Annotated in this window: 15 protein-coding genes; 12 read left to right on the forward strand and 3 right to left on the reverse strand. The window is 65.1% G+C overall.

Translation table 11 applies throughout. The features are described from left to right. Window positions 1-27: 27 nt before the first annotated feature. The 5 genes from NKH89_RS11165 to NKH89_RS11185 are packed head-to-tail and all read left to right on the forward strand — an operon-like array spanning window position 28 to window position 5,483. Window positions 28-1,086 carry a sugar ABC transporter substrate-binding protein gene (locus tag NKH89_RS11165; protein WP_352482899.1) on the forward strand — a complete coding sequence of 353 codons (1,059 nt, stop codon included), beginning with the start codon at window positions 28-30 and terminating at the stop codon, window positions 1,084-1,086. Between the two features lie 56 nt (window positions 1,087-1,142). Next, entirely contained in the window at window positions 1,143-2,669 is a 1,527-nt protein-coding gene (locus NKH89_RS11170) for a sugar ABC transporter ATP-binding protein (protein ID WP_352908865.1), read from the forward strand. A 16-nt stretch (window positions 2,670-2,685) separates the two neighbouring features. Then, window positions 2,686-3,663: an ABC transporter permease gene (locus NKH89_RS11175; RefSeq protein ID WP_352482903.1), complete on the forward strand. Its 978-nt coding sequence runs from the start codon at window positions 2,686-2,688 to the stop codon at window positions 3,661-3,663. After that, complete coding sequence (locus NKH89_RS11180) at window positions 3,660-4,535, forward strand: MurR/RpiR family transcriptional regulator (RefSeq protein WP_023721163.1); 876 nt, start codon at window positions 3,660-3,662, stop codon at window positions 4,533-4,535. Before NKH89_RS11175 ends, NKH89_RS11180 begins: the two co-directional genes overlap by 4 nt. A 30-nt stretch (window positions 4,536-4,565) precedes the next feature. Next, a complete protein-coding gene (locus NKH89_RS11185) occupies window positions 4,566-5,483 on the forward strand; it encodes a ribokinase (RefSeq protein ID WP_352482904.1) in 918 nt (305 codons plus the stop codon). A gap of 9 nt (window positions 5,484-5,492) precedes the next feature. On the opposite strand, the gene NKH89_RS11190 is transcribed toward NKH89_RS11185, so the two are convergent. Next, the gene (locus NKH89_RS11190; RefSeq protein WP_352482906.1) at window positions 5,493-6,518 is read right to left on the reverse strand and encodes a LacI family DNA-binding transcriptional regulator; all 1,026 of its coding nucleotides are present in this window, start codon (window positions 6,516-6,518) and stop codon (window positions 5,493-5,495) included. A 196-nt stretch (window positions 6,519-6,714) separates the two neighbouring features. Between NKH89_RS11190 and NKH89_RS11195 the strand changes: the two genes are divergently transcribed. The 5 genes from NKH89_RS11195 to NKH89_RS11215 all read left to right on the forward strand — a co-directional run bounded on the left by NKH89_RS11195 (window position 6,715) and on the right by NKH89_RS11215 (window position 11,663). After that, window positions 6,715-7,749, forward strand: a complete 1,035-nt coding sequence (locus tag NKH89_RS11195) for a Gfo/Idh/MocA family protein (protein ID WP_352908867.1) — start codon at window positions 6,715-6,717, stop codon at window positions 7,747-7,749. Beyond that, window positions 7,749-8,654 (forward strand): sugar phosphate isomerase/epimerase family protein, encoded by a 906-nt coding sequence (locus NKH89_RS11200; RefSeq protein WP_352483073.1) that lies wholly within the window; start codon window positions 7,749-7,751, stop codon window positions 8,652-8,654. The genes NKH89_RS11195 and NKH89_RS11200 overlap by 1 nt, the downstream gene beginning before the upstream one ends. Before the next feature lie 104 nt (window positions 8,655-8,758). Then, window positions 8,759-9,766 carry a substrate-binding domain-containing protein gene (locus NKH89_RS11205; RefSeq protein ID WP_352482909.1) on the forward strand — a complete coding sequence of 336 codons (1,008 nt, stop codon included), beginning with the start codon at window positions 8,759-8,761 and terminating at the stop codon, window positions 9,764-9,766. A gap of 65 nt (window positions 9,767-9,831) precedes the next feature. Further along, a complete protein-coding gene (locus tag NKH89_RS11210) occupies window positions 9,832-10,623 on the forward strand; it encodes an ATP-binding cassette domain-containing protein (protein ID WP_352857844.1) in 792 nt (263 codons plus the stop codon). Further along, window positions 10,620-11,663 (forward strand): ABC transporter permease, encoded by a 1,044-nt coding sequence (locus NKH89_RS11215; RefSeq protein ID WP_352482912.1) that lies wholly within the window; start codon window positions 10,620-10,622, stop codon window positions 11,661-11,663. Before NKH89_RS11210 ends, NKH89_RS11215 begins: the two co-directional genes overlap by 4 nt. Window positions 11,664-11,672: 9 nt before the next feature. On the opposite strand, the gene NKH89_RS11220 is transcribed toward NKH89_RS11215, so the two are convergent. Next, window positions 11,673-14,357 carry an ATP-dependent helicase gene (locus NKH89_RS11220; protein ID WP_352908869.1) on the reverse strand — a complete coding sequence of 895 codons (2,685 nt, stop codon included), beginning with the start codon at window positions 14,355-14,357 and terminating at the stop codon, window positions 11,673-11,675. 252 nt (window positions 14,358-14,609) lie between these two features. On the opposite strand from NKH89_RS11220, the gene NKH89_RS11225 reads away from it, so the two are divergent. Together NKH89_RS11225 and NKH89_RS11230 are read left to right on the forward strand one after the other, a co-directional pair. After that, window positions 14,610-16,922 (forward strand): glucose/quinate/shikimate family membrane-bound PQQ-dependent dehydrogenase, encoded by a 2,313-nt coding sequence (locus tag NKH89_RS11225; protein ID WP_352495137.1) that lies wholly within the window; start codon window positions 14,610-14,612, stop codon window positions 16,920-16,922. Window positions 16,923-17,139: 217 nt separating this feature from the next. Further along, window positions 17,140-18,033, forward strand: a complete 894-nt coding sequence (locus tag NKH89_RS11230) for a dienelactone hydrolase family protein (protein WP_352788511.1) — start codon at window positions 17,140-17,142, stop codon at window positions 18,031-18,033. Here the strand turns inward: NKH89_RS11230 and NKH89_RS11235 are convergent, their stop codons facing one another. Then, a complete protein-coding gene (locus NKH89_RS11235) occupies window positions 18,034-18,942 on the reverse strand; it encodes an EamA family transporter (RefSeq protein WP_352482917.1) in 909 nt (302 codons plus the stop codon). Between the last annotated feature and the right edge of the window lie 44 nt (window positions 18,943-18,986).

Below are 18,986 nucleotides of genomic sequence, written 5' to 3' on the forward strand. Positions count from 1 at the left end.
CCGTTTTTCAACAAGGGAGGAAAGACCATGAAATTTCTGCTCGTCACCGCTACCGCTGCCCTGATGACGCTGTCCATCGGCTCGGTGTTTTCCGCGGATCTCGCGCCGCTCAATTCCGACACCGAGAAGGATCGCATCGACTGGTCGCAGCTCGAGGCCAAGTTCGGGGCTTTCCCCAAGCTGCCCGAGGGCACCAAGGCGGGTGCGGTCTCCAAGACGCTGACCAACGAATACTGGCGCTCGCTGGGTGAGGGCTACAAGTCGTTCGGCGACCGCATCGGCGTGCCCGTCGTCTACCAGGCGGCGCAGAGCGAGGGCGACCAGCTCGGCCAGCTCACCATCGCCGAAGGCCTGGTCACGCAAGGCTACAACGTGCTGCTCGTTTCACCGCAGACCGACTCCAATTTGCAGCCGATCATGGAACAGGCCAGGGCCGCCAACGTGCCGGTGGTCAACGTCAATGACGCGGTCATCCCGCAGGCCGAGTACTATGTCGGCAATGTCCAGCGCGACAATGGTGTGCGTGTCGCCAAATGGTTCATCAAGAACCGGCCGGATGGCGGCAAGGTTGCCATCGTCGAAGGCCAGGCCGGCGTCTACGCCGCCGTCCAGCGCACCGACGGCTTCAAGAGCACGATCACTGAAGGCGGCAAGTTCGAGGTCGTCGCCAGCGTGCCGGGCAACTGGGATCGCCAGACCTCCTACGACGCGGCCACCAATATCCTGCAGCAGCACCCCGACCTGATCGGCTTCTATGCCAATAATGACGGCATGGCGCTGGGCATCGTCGAAGCGGTCAAGGCGGCCGGTCTGCAGGACAAGGTGGCCGTCTTCGGCACCGACGGGATTTCCGACGCTTATGCCTCGATCCGGGCCGGCGAGCTGACCGGTACCGTCGACAGCTTCCCGGTGCTGACCGGCGAGGTGGCGCTGGAATCGGCGCTGCGACTGGTGGCTGGGCAGAAGCTGCCGCGTGTTGTTGCCACCCCGCAGGCGCTGATCACCAAGGACAATGCCGACCGTTACTCGGGCGGCGGCGACGCCGTGCGCAAAGCGCTGCTCGAGGACGCGGCAGCAGGCCAATAGAGCAGGGCGGCGGGTGCCGGCCTTGGGTCGGCACCCTTGCTTGGAGAACCGAAGCAATGTCAGCGCGGCTGCAATTCGAGGGCATTTCCAAGCTGTTTCCGGCCGTGCGGGCGCTGAGCGACGTGTCCTTTTCGGTCGGCGCCGGCGAAATCCATGGCCTGCTTGGCGAGAACGGCGCCGGCAAGTCGACCCTGCTGCGCATCCTGTCGGGCGTCTACCGGCCGACGGCGGGAAGCGTGCTCATCGACGGCAGGCCGGTGACGCTGAACAACCCGGTCCAGGCGCGCGCCGCGGGCGTCGCGATGATCCATCAGGAATTACAGCAGGTGCCACGTCTCAGCGTTGCCCAGAACATGTTCCTGGGCCATCCGCTGACGCGCGGCGGCGTCTTCGTCGACCGGCGCGAGCAGGAACGCCGCGCTGCGGAAGCCCTCGCCGCCATCGATCCGACCATCGACCCGGCAGCCCCGCTCGGCAGCCTGAAGGTGGCGCAGCGGCAGATCGTCGAGATCGCCCGGGCGCTGCTCGACTGCGCCAGGATCGTGGCGATGGACGAGCCGACGTCGAGCCTCACGCCGAGCGAGTTCGAACGGCTGGCGGAAGTCATTGCCGGTCTGGCGCGCGACGGTGTCGCCGTCGTTTACGTCTCGCACAAGCTGGACGAGATGTTCGGCATCTGCCAGCGCGCCACCATCATGCGCGACGGCGCCGTGGTGGAAACCGTTGATCTCGCGCAGGTGTCGGAAAAGGCCGTCGTTTCGATGATGGTTGGCCGCGAGCTTGCGCAGGAACAACACCGCTCGCATGCTTCCGGCGAGATCAGGCTGAGCGTGCGTGGCCTCGCCTCGGCGACCAAGGTCCGTGACGTTTCGTTCGACCTGCATCGCGGCGAGGTGCTGGGCATTGCCGGCCTGGTCGGCTCGGGCCGCACCGAGCTGCTGCGATTGCTGGCCGGCGCCGACCGGGCGTCATCAGGCACAATGGAGATCGACGGCAAGGCGACAAAACTTTCCAGTCCGCGCGACGGCATCGCCGCCGGCATCGGCCTGGTGCCGGAGGAGCGCAAGCGCGAAGGCATCGTGCCGTTGCGGTCGATCTCCAGCAACATCGCGCTGGCGTCGATGGGCGTGTTCGCGCCGCGCGGCGTCATCGACCACCGCCGGCTGAAGCGCGTGGCAGCCGAGAAGATGAAACGCGTCAATCTCAGACCGTTCCTGCTCGACCGGCCGATCCGCCTATTCAGCGGCGGCAACCAGCAGAAGGCGATCATCGGCCGCTGGCTGGCGGCGGGAACGCGGATCCTTCTGTTCGACGAGCCGACGCGCGGCATCGATGTCGGCGCCAAGGCGGAGATCTATCACTTGATCGAGGAGCTCGCCGCCGAAGGCCATTCGGTAATCGTCGTTTCGTCCGAGTTGCCCGAGGTGATCCGGCTCGCCGACCGGGTGCTGGTCATGCGCGACGGCACGGTCGCCGCCGAACTGGGCCGCGCAAGTCTCAGCGAACAGGCGATCGCCGCGCACGCCATACCCCAAACGGAGATTGAGGCCGGCAAGGCGCAAGGCCGTCGGGCCGGTGCATAACGGACAGGACCATCGGATGACCGATATAGCCGAACACACAGCAGCGCGCCCAAGCGCAGATTTCCTGCACCGGTTTTCGGTGCGCGACGCTGGCACGCTGATCGGCCTGGTGGTGATCCTCGCTGTCTTCGGGGCGCTGGTCCCCGGCTTCTTTGCCGAGCGTAACCTGATCAACATCCTGCAGCAGTCGAGCATCAATGCCTGCCTGGCGTTGGGCATGACGCTGGTCATCATCTCGGGCGGCATCGATCTGTCCGTCGGGCCGACGGCAGCTCTTTCGGCCGTCATCTCGGCCTCGATGCTGGTTGCCGGCGTGCCGTTTCCGCTGGCCATCGCCGCCGGCTTCGCCATCGGCCTCGCCTGCGGCCTGCTCAATGGCGTGCTGGTCGCCTATGTCGGGCTGCAGCCCTTCATCGTCACGCTGGGAACCCTCAGCACCTACCGGGCGCTGGCGCTGATCTATACCGGCGGCAATCCGGTGCTCGGCCTGCCTGCCGGCTTCCGTGCCATCTTCAATGGCTCGCTGTTCGGATTGCCGTTGGCGGTCATTATCGTGGCCGTGGTCGCGCTGATTGCCTGGATCATCCTCAAGAAGACGCCGTTCGGCGAATATCTGCTCGCCGTCGGCGGCAATGAGGAAGCGGCCTATATAGCCGGCGTGCCGATCGCCCGCACCAAGATCGCCGCGTATATGATCTCGGGCCTGCTGGCGGCGCTTGCCGCACAGATCCTGATCGGCCGGTTGGGTGCGGCCGAACCCATTCTCGGCAATCTCTGGGAGCTCGACGCCATAGCAGCGGCGGCGATCGGCGGTGCCTCGCTGATGGGCGGCAAGGGCAGCGTCGTCGGCACAATCCTGGGTGCCGTCATCCTTGGCAGCATGCGCAATGGCCTGACGCTGATGAACGTGCAGTCCTTCTATCAGCTCCTGGCAACTGGCCTTATAATCCTCGCCGCGATGCTTATCGATCGCGTGACGAGGGGACGTGGATGACATTGACCGGGCTGGATCTGAAAGCAGTAGGGCCGCGCATCCGCATGATGATGCCGCATCTGACGCCGCTCGAGGCGAAGGTGGTGGAAACCGTCTTCGGCAGGCGCGGCTTCGACGAGACTATCCCGCTCAAGCAGATCGCAGAGGAGGCCGGCGTCTCAGAGGCGATGGTGGTCAAGATCGCGAAGAAGCTGGGTTTTTCCGGCTATCGTGACTTTCGCACGGCGGTCTATGAATACAGCCGCCTGCCGACCGCCGAGATGCATCAGGAGCTGTCGGTGGACGACAGTTCGGCGGAAATCGTGCAGAAGGTGTTCCGCACCTCCATCCAGGCGCTGGAGGAGACGCTCGCCATCCTCGACATGGACGATTTCGACCGCGCCGCCGATCTGCTTTACCGCGCCAGGAACCGCGATTTCTACGGCGTCGGCGGTTCGGCGCAGATCGCACGCGATGTCTCGCACAAATTCCTGCGCATCGGCATCCGCACCTCCGTTTACGACGATTCGCACATGATGCTGATGTCGGCCTCGCTGCTCGGCGCCGACGACATTGCTGTCGGCTTCTCGCATTCCGGCAACACGAGCGCCGTCATCGACGCCATCCAACTTGCGCGCAAAAGCGGCGCGCGCACGCTGGCCATCACCAACTACGATAACTCGCCATTGGCAGCCGTCGCCGACATCGTGCTCTGCTCGACCGCGCAAGGCTCGCCGTTGATGGGTGAGAACGCCGCGGCGCGCATTGCCCAGCTCAACATCCTCGACGCGCTGTTCGTCGCGGTGGCGCAACGCGACTACCAGGCGGCGGAGCGCAATCTCGGCCGCACCATGTCCGCGGTGACGTCGAAACGAAAAGACAAGAACTCATGAAAGGCAGCGGCTCGTGAAAGTCAGGGGCACATGACGGCTTCCCCGCCGCTGGTCACCGTATTCGGCAGCCTGCATTACGACATCATGGTCGAAGCCCCCGATCGCCCACGCAAGGGCGAAACGGTGACCGGTCATGCCTGGCATCCAAAATGCGGTGGCAAGGGCGGCAACCAGGCGGTATCGGCAGCGCGGGCCGGCGTGCGTGCGGCAATGATCGGAGCTGTCGGCGATGACGATTTCGGCCGCACGCTTCTCGACAATCTCGATCGCTGGGGCGTTGACCGGCGCTCCGTGCGGGAGGCTTCCGGCGCCGGCTCGGGCATGAGCGTAGCGATTTTCGACGACAGCGGCGACTATGGCGCGGTGATCGTCTCGGGCAGCAACCTCACTCTCAGCGAAAAGGACATTGCGGAGGCGGCCGAGCTGATCGCGCAAACGGCGGTGCTGCTGCTGCAAAACGAGGTGCCGGAAGCCGCCAATATCGCCGCGGCGCGGGCGGTGAAGGCGCAAGGCGGCCGCGTCCTCCTCAACGCCGCACCCGCCCGGAAACTGTCCGCCGAGCTGATCGCGCTCACCGACATCGTCATCGTCAACGCCATCGAGGCGGAATTCCTGGCCGGTGTTCCGGTCGTCGACACGCTCGAGGGTGCTGCGAATGCGGCCGGTATGCTCGTCGGCTCCTACCCGGCTGCCATCGTCACCGCCGGCGGGGAGGGGGTCGCCTATCGCGACCGCGACGGCCAGGCGTTCGCCTTGCCTGCGATGCCGGTGAAGGTCATCAGCACCCACGGTGCCGGCGACGAATTCGTCGGCGCCTTCGCGGCGGGGCTTGCGCGTGGGCAGCCTGTCGAGGCGGCACTTGCCGCCGCCAATGCCGCAGCGGCCTTGCTGGTCGCAACGCCGGAGCGCGAGCGCGGCCGGCTTGATCAATCTGAGCCTGCTCAGTGACCGCCGCGCTCAATCGCTATCGCGCGCGATAAGCTCCAGCGGCCAGACTTCGCGGATGATGCGAGCGCCTTCGGTGCCGGCGAAGGCCGGAATCGATGCCAGCAGCATTTCGGCCAGCCGCTCGCCCATCGGCTCCAGCGCCGGGCGGAAGCCGGTCAGCGCCGGCGAAAAATAGCGGCAGAGCGGCGTGTCGACGATGACGATCACCGCGATGTCGTGGCCGGGCTTGATTCCCGCCTCGGCCAGAGCCTTGCAGCCGCCAAGCGCCATCGCGTCGTTGTTGAAGATGATGGCGCTCGGCGGGTCCTTGGAGCGCATGACCTTCGGTGTCACCGCGTAGCCGCCGGCCTCGTTGATGAAGCCGTCGGCGATCAACTCGGAGTCGAATTCGATGCCGTGCCGCCGCAACGCCTTGCGATAGCCGGCGAGGAACAGATAGCCGAAATTGAGGTCGAGCGACGGGCGGATGGCGGCGATGCGCCGGTGGCCGCGCGCGACGAGACGATCGACGGCGTCAGCTCCGGCTTTTTCGAAGTCGAGGTCGAGCGAGGGGTAGGCATCGCCGCCGGAACGGCTGCGGCCGAGCGTCGCGAACGGGAAACCGGCCTGGGTCAAATAGTCGATGCGCTCGTCTTCGCGCCGCGTCCAGGCCAGCACCACGGCATCGGCCCGGCGGGTCTCGACGACACGGCGCAGGCGCTCCTGCTGATAGTCGCCCGGCGCGCCCATCACCACGATCAGGTCGAGCCCGCTTTCGGCGAGCTTGGCCTGCAGCCCGGTCAGGAATGGAATGAAGAACGGCTCGCCATACTCCTGGTCGCCCGGATGCGGCTGCAGCATGAAGGCGATCGAATGGGTGGCGCCGCGCCGCAGGCTGCGGCCGGACTGGTTCGGTGAATAGTTCAGTTTCTTGGCCGCATCGAGCACGCGCTGGCGTGTGTCGGCATTGACGTCGGCGCGACCGTTGAGCGCGCGCGACACCGTGCCGATCGAAATGTTCAGGTGACGCGCAAGGTCGTGAATGCTGGACGCCAAAGGACAGTTCTCCCCCTTGCCTGGCTAGCACCGGCTGCTCTCCGGGCCAAGCCGACACCACGATTTTTCGCAACCGGCCAATTGACATTCTACGCCATCGGGTGTGTTCTCGTAAACGTTTACGGAAAAACATTCACGGCCCTGCCGTGAATGCCGTGAGGATCGGTCTGGAGGGGCCGAGAGGGAGGAACACTGGATGATCAATGTCGTCCTGGTCGGCTGCGGAGCGATGAGCAAGGCCTGGCTCGATGCGGCCAGGCAGATCGACGGGCTCGCCATTGTAGGCCTGGTTGATATCGACGCCGAAAGGGCGCGGGCGAGGGCGCGCGAATACGAGCTTTCCGGCGCTGTCATCGGAACCGACCTCGACGCCGTGCTCGACCAGACCAGGCCCGACGCGGTATTCGACGTGGTGGTTCCCGCCGCCCGCCGCGAGGTCGCGTTTTCCGCCTTTGCCCATCATTGCCACCTCTTGACCGAAAAGCCGCTGGCCGACAGCCCGGGCAATGCGCGTGCCATTGTCGAGGCCGCCCGCAGCGCCGGGCGCATCCATGCCGTCGTGCAGAACCGCCGCTATGTCGCCAATGTCAGGCGCATCCGGCGCTTTCTCGCTTCCGGCGTCATTGGTGCTGCGACCAGCATCCACGCCGATTTCTTCGTTGCGCCGCATTTCGGCGGTTTTCGCGAAGAGATGCGCCATGTGCTGCTGCTCGATATGGCGATCCACACATTCGATGCCGCCCGCTACATGGTGGCCGGCGAGCCGGCCGGTGTCCATTGCCAGGAGTGGGAGCCGGCCAATTCCTGGTATCGGCAAGGGTCGTCGGCAACCGCAAGCTTCGACCTCGGCGGCGGCAAGCTGTTCACCTATGCCGGCAGCTGGTGCGCGGCCGGCTTCCGTACCAGTTGGGACAGTAGATGGCGTATTGTCGCCGAGCGCGGCAGCATTGTCTGGGACGGCGAGGATGGGCTGAAGGCGGAAGTCGTGCGGCCGGTCCGTGAAGGCCTGTTCGACCGCACCGAACCGATCGCCGTGCCGCCGCTCGACCCGGCCGATCGCGTCGGCGGCCATCTCGGCATTATCCAGGATTTCGTCCGCGCCGTCGAAACCGGCACCGAGCCGGAGACGCGCGGTGCCGACAACATCAAGAGCCTGGCCATGGTTTTCGCTGCGATCGAGAGCGCCGAGACCGGGCATCGGGTCGCTATCACTGCACAGGAAGGATCATGATGCCAAACCCGCTGCTCGACATCAGGATCGGCACCATGGTGCGCGCCAATCTCGACGACCCGGCCGCCTATGTCAGGCAGATCCTGCCGCTCGGCTTCGAGAGCATCCAGCCGTTCTTCTGGCAGACGCTGGGCGGCAAGGACATTCCGCGGCTGGCGGGCGAGATCCGCGAGGCGATCGGCGATGCCGATGTCATCGTCTCGTCGATCGGCGTGTTCGGCAATCCGCTGGAGAGCGGTGAAGTTGATCGCGGCGTGCTCCAGGCGTGGGAAACGATCATCGACAACGCGCATCTATTCGGCACCAACATGGTCAGCGGCTTCACCGGCCGCATTCGCGGCAAGCCGCTGCCAGACAGCCTGCCGCGTTTCCACGAGGTATGGGGGAAGTTGGCAAAACGGGCTGCCGACAAGGGCGTGCGCATCGCCTTCGAGAACTGCGCCATGGACGGCAACTGGGCCAGCGGCGACTGGAACATCGCCCACAATCCAGACGCCTGGGAGCTGATGTTCAACGAACTGCCGGACGACAATCTCGGCCTGGAGTGGGAGCCCTGCCACCAGCTGGTCTACCTGATCGACCCGATCCCGCAGATCCGCAAATGGGCGCCGCGCATCTTCCACGTCCACGGCAAGGACGCGACGGTGCGCTGGGACGTGATCCGCGAACATGGCGTGTTCGGCCGCCTGCCGTTCGTGCAGATGCGCACACCGGGGTTCGGCGACAGCGACTGGACGCGAGTGATCAGCGAGCTGCGGCTGGCCGGCTACAAGGGCGCCATCGACATCGAGGGCTGGCACGACCCCGTCTATCGTGGCGATCTCGAGATCACCGGCCAGGTGCGGGCACTGGATTATCTCAAACAATGCCGGGGAGGCGCGAGCTATCTGCCGAACCCGGTGTGAGAAGTCGGCCGGCGGGAGGTGCCGGCCAGCGAAAGATTGCGGCGCGTTGCCGAAGCGATCGTCAAAACCCCTCGGCTAGCGAGGGAACAAAGGGAGGAACGTGCATGAGCATTACGATGAGAAGGACAGTTCTGCGCTCGACCGTCGCGGCGGCCGCGATGGCGTTCGCCGCCGCACTCTCGACCTTGCCGGCGCAGGCGCTCGACGCCCAGTGGTGCAAGGATGTCCATATCCGTTTCTTCGCCGGCGGGGCGGAGGGCGATGCGTTCGGCACCATCGTCTATAATGGCGCCAAGCAGGCGGCCGCCGATCTCGGGCCCAAGGTCGACTATATCTTCTCTGGGTGGGACGTGGAGAAGATGGTCCAGCAATTGCGCGAGGCTGTTGCGGTCAAGCCCCAAGGCATCGCCATGATGGGCCACCCGGGCGACGCCGCCATCATGCCGCTGGCCGAACAGGCGCACAAGGACGGCATCAAGATGATGTACCAGAACGTGCCGGTGCCGACGGTCACGGCGGCGTTCGGCGGCGGCTATGTCGGCGCCCAGCAGGAGCAGCAGGGCCGGGCGCTCGGCGCCGAGGCGTTCAAGCTGGCCGGGCTGAAGGCCGGCGACAAGGCGATCATGATCGGCCCGTTCGAGAACGAGAGCCGCGGCGCGCGCGAACGCGGCACGGTCGCCGCACTGAAAGAGGCCGGCATCGACGTCGTTCAAATCAATTCTCAAACCGAGTGGGCAGCCGATCCCAATCTGGCCATTCCGGTGATCACGGCAGCACTGCTCAACAATCCCGACGTCAAGGCGGTCGGCTATCCCGGCGGGCAGCTGCTAGGCAATGTGCCGACTTACATGCAGGCGGCGGGCAGAAAGCCGGGCGACATCTTCAACTTCGGCTTCGACACCAGCCCGCAGATCGTCGAGGGCTTCAAGGGCGGCTGGGTGCAGCTGACGGCCGACCAGCAGCCGTTCATGCAAGGCTACCTACCAATCCTCAGCCTCTGCCAGCAGGTGGTGCTGGGTCTGGCGCCGATGAATGTCGACACCGGTGCCGGCTTCGTCACGCCGCAGAATTATGAGATCGTTTCCGAACTCGCCAAGCAGGCGTTGCGCTGATCGCCCGATCTGCCGGCCGGGTTGAATCCCGGCCGGCGACGACCGACAAACAAGCGAGGACCGCCATGGCCGAACGCCTCATCGAACTGCGTGAAATCAGCAAGTCCTACGGCCAGGTCTATGCGCTTGGCGGCGTCAGTCTCAGCGTCGACCGCGGCGAGGTCGTCGGCCTGATCGGCGACAACGGCGCCGGCAAATCGACGCTGATCAAGATCCTTTCCGGCGTGGTCAAGCCGACCAGCGGCGAAATCCTCATTCGCGGCAAACCGGTGACCGGGTGGAGTGCTGCGCGCTCGCGCGACGCCGGCATCGAAACGGTGTTCCAGGACCGGGCGCTCGCCGTGCAGCAGACGATCGTGCGCAACATCTTCATGGGCCGCGAGCTCACCGGCTGGCTTGGATGGCTGAAGGTCAACAAGGAGATCGCGGAGGCGAGCCGGCTGATGCGCGAGATCGGCTTCACCTCGAAGGTGTTCACGCCGCAGTCGATCGTCGGCCAGCTGTCGGGCGGCGAACGCCAGGGCGTGGCGATCGCCCGCGCCATCTACAAGCAGGCCGACCTGATCATCCTCGACGAGCCGACGACGGCGCTGTCGCTGACCGAAACCGCGAAGGTTTTTCATTTCGTGCGCCAGGTGCGGGCGAGCGGCCGGTCGATCCTGTTCATCGGCCACAACATCCACCACGTCTTCGATATCGCCGACCGCTTCGTGGTGCTCGACCGCGGCAAGGTCGCGCTCAGCGCCGACCGCAGCGAGGTCAAGTCGGCCGAAGACCTCATCAATTTCATGGAAGACGTGGCACATCCCGGCGGATTGCCGGGACTTCGCGACGCCGGGGAGCAGATAGCGCGATGAGCAAGACCATGGATCCCGATCTGCAGACCCCTCTAGGCAGCAGCGATGCCGCCCGAAAGGCATGGAAACACCCGTCCGATAACTGGCTGCGCGGCTTTGTCCTCGACAACCGCGCCGCACTCGGCACGCTTGCCGTGTTCATCGTGATGATGGCGGTGTTCATGATCGCCAATCCGACGGTCTTCACCAGCTGGTATCTCTATAGTTCCGTGCTTACCACGCTGCCTGTGGCGCTGTTCGTGGTGGTGCCGCTCGTCTTCGTCGTCACCTGTGGCGAGATCGACCTGTCGTTTCCGGCGACGATGGGCTTCGCCTCGTGGGTCTTCGCGCTGGTCGTGCAGGCCGGCTACGACCCGTTCGTCGGCATCGCCGCCGCAATCGTCACCGGCATGCTGCTCGGCTTCCTGGTCGGCTCGCTGGTCGTCTATGGCGGGCTGTCGTCGCTGATCGCCACGCTCGGCATGAATTTCCTGCTGCGCGGCCTGATCCAGATCATCAACGAGGGCAGGTCGACCGCGCTGACCGGCCTTGCCGACAGCTGGGCCTACAAGATCTTCTCCAGCCAGCTTTACGGCATCCCGGTGCAGATATTCTGGGCCATCGCCTTCGTCGTGCTGTCGGCGCTGCTCTACAACCGCCATCGCTTCGGTGCCCAGGTCAAGGTGGTCGGCGACAATCCCGACAGCGCCCAGCAGATGGGCATCGATGTCAAGCGCGTCAGGGTGAAAGTGTTCGTCTTCGTCGGTATCGGCGCGGCGATCGCCGGCACGTTCTCGGTAATGATCAACTTCACCTGGTGGCCGACGGCGGGCGACGGATACCTGCTGCCGGTGCTGGCATCGGTGTTCGTCGGAGGCACGCCGACCTGGGGCGGCATCGGCACCGTCGTCGGCGGCGCGATCGGCGCGGTTACGGTGTCCTTCATCCAGACCGGCGTCGTCGCGGCGGGACTGAGCGGCTTCTACGTCCAGTTCTTCAACGGGCTGATCATCATCCTGTCGCTGCTCGGCCATAAGTGGAACCAAGCGCGGTATCGGTGACCGGCGGCCTCAAACCCCCGTGACAAACCCGTCCAGCACGCGTTTCTGGCCGGCCTTGTCGAAGTCGATGGTCAGCTTGTTGCCTTCGATGGCCGAGATGTTGCCGTTGCCGAATTTCTGGTGGAAGACGCGGTCGCCAACGCTGAAGGGGGAGGGCGTGTCGGCGACGGATTTGGCGACCAGCTCGCCGTCGATGGTGCGGCCCTTGATCGAGGTGCGGCCGGCACCGTAGCCCGAGTCGGTTTCGCCATAGCCGATGCGCTCGACCTGGTGGCCGGAGCGCGTGCCCCAATTGCGGTCGGTCGCTTCGGTGCGGTTGGCCTGAGCACGTTGCCAGCCCGGTGTCGCATAGGTGCTGGAGAAGGCGCCGGATTTCTCGGCGCCGTTGTTGCCACCGATGTTATCGAAGCGCGACGCCCCATAAGGATTCTGTCTTCCAGCCCCCTGGCCGCCACGACCGGGAGCGAACGAGCCGCCACCATAGGCATTGCCGTAGCCGCCATAGGAGTTGCCGCTCTCGGCGACCTCGACATGGGCTTCCGGCAGCTCGTCGAGGAAGCGCGACGGGATGGTCGATTGCCAGAGGCCGTGGATGCGGCGGTTGGAGACAAACCAGAGATGCAGGTTCTTCTTGGCGCGGGTCAGGCCGACATAGGCAAGGCGGCGCTCCTCCTCGAGCCCGGACCGGCCACCCTCGTCGAGGGAACGCTGGTGCGGGAACAGGCCTTCCTCCCAGCCGGGCAGGAACACGGTTTCGAATTCGAGGCCCTTGGCCGAATGCAGCGTCATGATGTTGACGGCGTCGAGCTCAGCGTTCTGCTCGGCGTCCATCACCAGCGCGACATGTTCGAGGAAGGAGCGCAGCGATTCATACTCCTCCATGGAGCGTATCAGCTCCTTTAGGTTCTCCAGCCGGCCGGGCGCTTCGACCGAGCGGTCGTTCTTCCACATGTCTGTGTAGCCGCTCTCCTCCAAAATGGTCTCGGCGAGTTCGGTGTGCGGGGTGGTTTCGAGAGCCTTTTGCCAGCGCTCGAAATTGGCTGATACCTCGCGAAGTGCGGCACGCGGCTTCGGCTTCAGCTCGTCGCTTTCGGCCAGTTTTGCCGCCGCCTCCAGCATCGGGATGCGCAGCGCGCGTGCGGTGTCGTGGACCTGGCGGATGGTGGCCTCGCCCAACCCGCGTTTCGGCACGTTGACGATGCGCTCGAAGGCGAGGTCGTCGGCGCCTTGTGCGACGACGCGGAAGAAGGCCAATGCGTCGCGAATCTCGAGCCGCTCATAGAAGCGCGGGCCGCCGATGACGCGGTAATTGAGCCCGAGCGTGACGAAGCGGTCCTCGAATTCGCGCATCTGGAAAGACGCGCGGACGAGAATCGCCATATCGTTCAAATTGTGCTTCTGGCGCTGGTAGGCCTCGATGGTCTCGCCGACGGCGCGGGCCTCCTCCTCGGAATCCCAGGCGGCGTGGACATGCACCTTCTCGTCGTCCTCGGCGATCTTCTCGGTAAACAGCGTCTTGCCGAAGCGGCCCTCATTGTGGGCGATGAGATGCGAGGCGGTGCCGAGGATGTGCGCGGTCGAGCGGTAGTTGCGCTCCAGCCGGATGATGGTGGCGCCGGGGAAATCCTTGTCGAAGCGCAGGATGTTGTCGACTTCGGCGCCGCGCCAGCCATAGATCGACTGGTCGTCGTCGCCGACGCAGCAGATGTTAACTTTGCTTTCGCTCACGGCCGCGCGCGAGCTTCGCTCGCTGGCCTCCGCGGGGGCGGCCTGGCCGGCCGACGCCCGGTCGGGCTTGCGGCCTTCGGCCGAAGAGCGCCCAATCTCCCCCGCGAGGGGGGAGATTGGCTTGCCTTGAGGCCGCTGGGCCAGCAGGCGCAGCCACATGTACTGTGCGGTGTTGGTGTCCTGGTACTCGTCGACGAGGATGTAGCGGAAGCGCTTGTGGTATTCCTTCAGCACGTCCGGATTGGCGCGGAAGATGCGGATCGGGTGACATAGGAGATCGCCGAAGTCACAGGCATTCAGCGTCTGCAGCCGCTCCTGATAGGCCTTGTAGAGTTCGCGGCCCTTGCCGTTGGCGAAGGCACGGGCATCGCCCTCGGGGATGTCGGCGGGACCGAGGCCCTTGTTCTTCCAGCCGTCGATCATCTGGGCGAACTGCTTGGCCGGCCAGCGCTTGTCGTCCAGCCCTTCCGCCTGGATGAGCTGTTTGATCAGCCGCACGACATCGTCGGTGTCGAGAATGGTGAAGTCGGATTTGAGCCCGGCCAGCTCGGCATGTCGGCGCAGCAGCTTCACGCCAATCGAGTGGAAGGTGCCGAGCCACGGCATGCCCTCGACATTGCCTTCGCCGATCAACAGGCCGATGCGCTGCTTCATCTCGCGCGCCGCCTTGTTGGTGAAGGTGACGGCGAGGATCTGCGAAGGGAAGGCCTTGCCGGTGGCAAGGATGTGGGCGATGCGGGTGGTCAAGACGCGCGTCTTGCCGGTGCCGGCGCCGGCCAGCACCAGCACCGGGCCTTCGGTGGTTTCCACCGCCAGCCGCTGCTCGGGGTTGAGGCCGTTGAGATAATCGGGCGCGTTGTTTTGATTGCTGCGGGCAGCCATGGCGCGCGCGGCGATGCCCGACGGGGCCACGGGCCGCGCGTTCGGTTCGTCAAAAAAGGGCATGTCTTCCGAAAAGCCGGACATCTCTCCCCGAATGTAGTGATTCGGCAGCGAAAGGCCAGAAGTGTCTCCGTTTTGTTCTCTGTCCAGTCGGTAGACTCACAATCTGAATGGGTCCGCTAACCAAAACGCCGAGCTTGCCGTGGGTCGACGCCGTAAAACGCCGAGCTTGCTTGACAGGGGAAGCGGGCCGGAGAAAGTTGCGTGGGGGCAGGCACGCAATGCGGGGTTGCCCATGGACGCGTCGCGGAGCGCACCAGTCGAAGGAGCACCGTCTTGGCTGTGGTCATCACCTCCCTGATCCTTTTCCTCATCGGCCTGGCGCTTGGCGGCGGCGGCATCTGGCTCGTGACGCTGGGCGGCAGCTGGTATTACGTCATCGCCGGCATAGCTTTCCTGATCGCTGCCTGGCTGCTCTACAGGCGCAGATCCACGGCGCTGTGGCTCTACGCGGCGATCGTGCTCGGCACGCTCGCCTGGGCTGTCTGGGAAACCGGCTTCGACTGGTGGGAGCTCGGCCCGCGCGGCGGCATCATCGTGCTTGTCGCGCTGTGGCTATTGACGCCATGGGCGCGGCGCGGGCTTACCGGTCCCGACGGACGAGCGCCGCTGATCCTCGCGGTGCTGGCATCGCTCGGCGTCGCCGGTTATTCGATGACGACGGACCCAAAGGATATTGCCGGCCAACTCAACACCGACAAGGTGACGCCGACGGCCGAACTCGGCGGCAATGTGCCGGCCGGCGAATGGCACTATTACGGTCGCACGCAATATGGCCAGCGCTATTCGCCGCTCGACCAGATCACCCCCGAAAACGTTGCCAATCTGCAGCCGGCCTGGACCTATCGCACCGGCGACGTGAAAGGGCCCGACGACATCGGCGAGACGACCTATCAGGTGACGCCGCTGAAAATCGCCGACACGCTCTACATCTGCACGCCGCATAATTTCGCCATCGCCATCGATGCCGCGAGCGGCAAGGAGAAATGGCGTTTCGATCCGCAGGTCAAGCTCAACAAGGACCGCCAGCACCAGACCTGCCGCGGCGTGGCTTACTATGCCGATGCCAAGATCGCCGCCGGCCAGCCCTGCGCCACGCGCATCTATCTGCCGACATCGGACGCCCGGCTGATCGCGCTCGACGCGGCGAATGGCCAGGTCTGTCCGACATTTGCCGAGGGCGGCACGCTGAACCTGCTCGCCAACATGCCATATCCGAAGCCGGGCTATTACTATTCGACTTCCGCGCCGCTGATCGTCGCCAACAAGATCATCGTCGGCGGCGCGGTCAACGACAATTATTCGACGCAGGAGCCGTCCGGGGTCATCCGTGCCTACGATGCCGACACCGGCGCGCTGTTATGGAATTGGGATTCCGGCAATCCGGACCAGACGACGCCGCTGCCGCCGGGCCAGACCTACACCAACAACTCGCCCAATATGTGGTCGACGGCGAGCGCCGACGAGAAGCTCGGCCTGCTCTATGTGCCGCTCGGCAACAAGACGCCGGACCAGCTCGGCGCCGGACGCAGCGCCAATGACGAGAAATTCTCTTCCTCGATCACCGCGCTCGATCTCAACACCGGACAATTGCGCTGGGTGCGGCAGACCGTGCATCACGATCTCTGGGACATGGACGTGCCGGCGCAGCCGACGCTGGTCGACATAACCACGGCCAGTGGTGTGGTGCCGGCGCTGGTCGGGCCGACCAAGCAGGGCGACCTCTATGTGCTCGACCGGCGCAGCGGCGAGCCGATCGTTCCGGTCAAGGAAGTGCCGGCGCCGGGCGGCGCGATCGAAGGCGACCATACCTCGCCGACGCAGCCGGTCTCGGACCTCAGCTTCAGTCCGAAGCCACTGACCGGCGCGGATATGTGGGGCATCACCATGTTCGACCAGCTGGCCTGCCGGATCGAGCTTCGGAAGCTGCGGTATGAGGGCCGCTATACGCCGCCGTCGCTGCAAGGCTCGCTGATCTATCCTGGCAATTTCGGCACCTTCAACTGGGGCGGCGTGGCAGTCGATCCGGTCCGGCAGGTGATGTTCGGCATGCCGACATACCTGGCGTTCATCTCCAAATTGGTGCCGCGCGCCGACGTGCCGCCGCCGGGCGATACCAAGGGCAGCGAACAAGGCCTGAACCGCAATGACGGTGCGCCTTACGCAGTGATATTGAAGCCATTCCTGTCGCCGCTCGGCATTCCCTGCCAGGCGCCTCCGTGGGGCTATGTGGCCGGCGCCGACCTTCGGACCGGCAAGATCGTCTACAAGCATCGCAACGGCACCGTCTACGACATGACGCCGCTGCCGCTGCCGTTCAAGGTCGGCGTGCCGGGCATTGGCGGGCCGATGATCACTGCCGGCGGCGTCGCCTTTCTCGGTGCGGCGGTCGACGACTATGTGCGCGCTTATGACCTGACGACCGGCAAACAGCTCTGGCAGGCGCGGCTGCCTGCCGGCGGGCAGTCGACACCGATGACCTACACGGTAGCCGACGGACGCCAGTTCGTCGTCATCGTTGCCGGCGGCCACGGCTCGGTCGGCACCAAGCCGGGCGATTATGTGATGGCCTATACGCTGCCGAAATAGAGAAGTTCCTCAGAGCCCGAGATGCCCTTTCAGGTCGGGTACCGATGCAAGTACCTCGTTGGTCAGCTGCGGGCCGGCGGCTGTCTCGGCCTGCTGGACCAACGCGGCATCAAGGCCATCGTGCAGAGACTTATGGCAGCCCTCACTCAGCCGTGACTGGACCAGCCAGGCTTCGACCCTATGTTGCTGCCGGGGGCCGAAGACCTAGGAGCGCGCCATGACAACACCTGCCGGCCCCGCCAAGCCTGTCATTACCCAGGCGATGATCGATGCCTATGATGAATACACGCATCTGACGCTCGACCGGCGGCGCTTCATGGAGCAGTTGACCAGGCTTGCCGGGTCGGGTGCGGCAGCGGCCGCGATCGCGCCGCTGCTGGCGGCGAATTCGGCCCAGGCGGCAATCGTCGCGGAAAACGATCCGCGCGTGAAAGGCGAGGACATCAGCTATCCAGGCAGCGGCGGCGAGATGAAGGGTTATCTGGTCAAGCCGGCGGGTCAGACCGGCAGGCTGGGCACGGTCATCGTCGTGCACGAAAACCGGGGGCTCAACCCGCATATTCGCGACGTGGCGCGGCGCGTGGCGCTGGAGGGGTTCGTGGCGCTTGCCCCGGACTTCATGACACCGCTCGGCGGCACGCCGGCCGATGAAAACAGGGCACGTGACCTGTTTTCCCAGCTCGATCCAGCACAGGTCGCCACCAATGCCGTCGCAACGGTCGCCTACCTCAAAGGCCACAAGGACGGCAACGGCAAGGTCGGCGCCGTCGGCTTCTGCTGGGGCGGCGGCACGGTGAACATGCTGGCCGTCAACGCGCCGGATCTTGCAGCCGCCGTTGCCTATTACGGCATGCAGCCGAAGGCCGAGGACGTGCCGAAGATCAAGGCGCCGCTCATGCTGCATTATGCCGGGCTCGACACCCGCACCAATGCCGGCATCGACGCCTTCAAGAAGGAACTCGACGCGGCCCATATCGAATATTCGGTCTATGTCTATGAAGGCGCCAACCATGCCTTCAACAACGACACATCGGCGGCCCGTTACGACAAGAAGGCGGCTGACCTCGCCTGGGGGCGGACGATCGCTTTCCTCAAGGAGAAGTTGGCCTGATCAGGCGGGCGCCAGCGCCGGTTTGTGAAGGGCGACGCCGGCCACCACCAGCGCGATGCCGAGGCAGTCAGTGAGGCTCGGCACCTGCCGCAGCACGATGACGCCGATAAACGTCGCGGTAACCGGAAGCAATGACAGCATCAGCGCGAAACTGGAGCGCGGCAGCCGCGACATGGCAAGCTGGTCGCAAATATAGGGAATGACCGACGAGCAGATGCCGACACCGACCGCCGCAAGCAGCAGCGGCGGCGTCGAGAACGCCGGCAGCGCATCGGCAAGACCGATCGGCAGAACGACGAGAAGGGCGACCGCCATGGCGGCACCCAGCCCGGCGATGCCATCGCCAGCGTCGGCGCGCGCGACGCGGTGGCCGAGCACGATATAGAAGACGAACAGCGCGCCATTGAGGAAGGCCCAGAACAGGCCGACAGGATCGCTCGACCATTTGACGTCGATGAGCAGCAAGGTGCCGGCGACGGCGATTGCAAGGGCGGCGAGATTGCGCGGGCTTCTGAGGCCGACAAGCGCGACGCCGATGGTGCCGACGAATTCGATCGCCGCTACCAGCGAGATCGGCAGCCGGTCGAGCGCCAGGTAAAACGAGCAATTCATCACCCCAAGGCAGACGCCGAAACCCACAAGCAACAACCGCGTCGAGCGATCGGCGCGGGCGAAGACCGCCCATGGTCGGGTCAGCGGGGCAAAAACCAGTGCCGCGGTGGCGATGCGCAGCCACGCCATGCCGAGCACGCCGACATGCGAGAAAAGCAGGACTGCGAAAGCGGGGCCGAGATAGTGGAACACGGCGCTGACGCCGAACCACAGATGGGGCGGCACCGAGCTTGCCAAGGTAAAAGCCGGGCCGGCGAGTGCCGGACTTGCTGCTGGGGCTTGCGTCCGATCTTCCATGGGGTCAGTATCGCAGGCGATTTTTGCCGTTGATATGGATGATG

Origin of the sequence: Mesorhizobium sp. M0923 (assembly GCF_040319365.1) — a bacterium.
Taxonomy (GTDB): Bacteria; Pseudomonadota; Alphaproteobacteria; order Rhizobiales; family Rhizobiaceae; genus Mesorhizobium.

Coding starts and splice junctions, on each gene's coding strand:
- NKH89_RS11165 (WP_352482899.1), top strand. CDS start 28: ATGAAATTTCTGCTCGTCACCGCTACCGCTGCCCTGATGACGCTGTCC.
- NKH89_RS11170 (WP_352908865.1), top strand. CDS start 1,143: ATGTCAGCGCGGCTGCAATTCGAGGGCATTTCCAAGCTGTTTCCGGCC.
- NKH89_RS11175 (WP_352482903.1), top strand. CDS start 2,686: ATGACCGATATAGCCGAACACACAGCAGCGCGCCCAAGCGCAGATTTC.
- NKH89_RS11180 (WP_023721163.1), top strand. CDS start 3,660: ATGACATTGACCGGGCTGGATCTGAAAGCAGTAGGGCCGCGCATCCGC.
- NKH89_RS11185 (WP_352482904.1), top strand. CDS start 4,566: ATGACGGCTTCCCCGCCGCTGGTCACCGTATTCGGCAGCCTGCATTAC.
- NKH89_RS11195 (WP_352908867.1), top strand. CDS start 6,715: ATGATCAATGTCGTCCTGGTCGGCTGCGGAGCGATGAGCAAGGCCTGG.
- NKH89_RS11200 (WP_352483073.1), top strand. CDS start 7,749: ATGCCAAACCCGCTGCTCGACATCAGGATCGGCACCATGGTGCGCGCC.
- NKH89_RS11205 (WP_352482909.1), top strand. CDS start 8,759: ATGAGCATTACGATGAGAAGGACAGTTCTGCGCTCGACCGTCGCGGCG.
- NKH89_RS11210 (WP_352857844.1), top strand. CDS start 9,832: ATGGCCGAACGCCTCATCGAACTGCGTGAAATCAGCAAGTCCTACGGC.
- NKH89_RS11215 (WP_352482912.1), top strand. CDS start 10,620: ATGAGCAAGACCATGGATCCCGATCTGCAGACCCCTCTAGGCAGCAGC.
- NKH89_RS11220 (WP_352908869.1), bottom strand. CDS start 14,357: ATGTCCGGCTTTTCGGAAGACATGCCCTTTTTTGACGAACCGAACGCG.
- NKH89_RS11230 (WP_352788511.1), top strand. CDS start 17,140: ATGACAACACCTGCCGGCCCCGCCAAGCCTGTCATTACCCAGGCGATG.
- NKH89_RS11235 (WP_352482917.1), bottom strand. CDS start 18,942: ATGGAAGATCGGACGCAAGCCCCAGCAGCAAGTCCGGCACTCGCCGGC.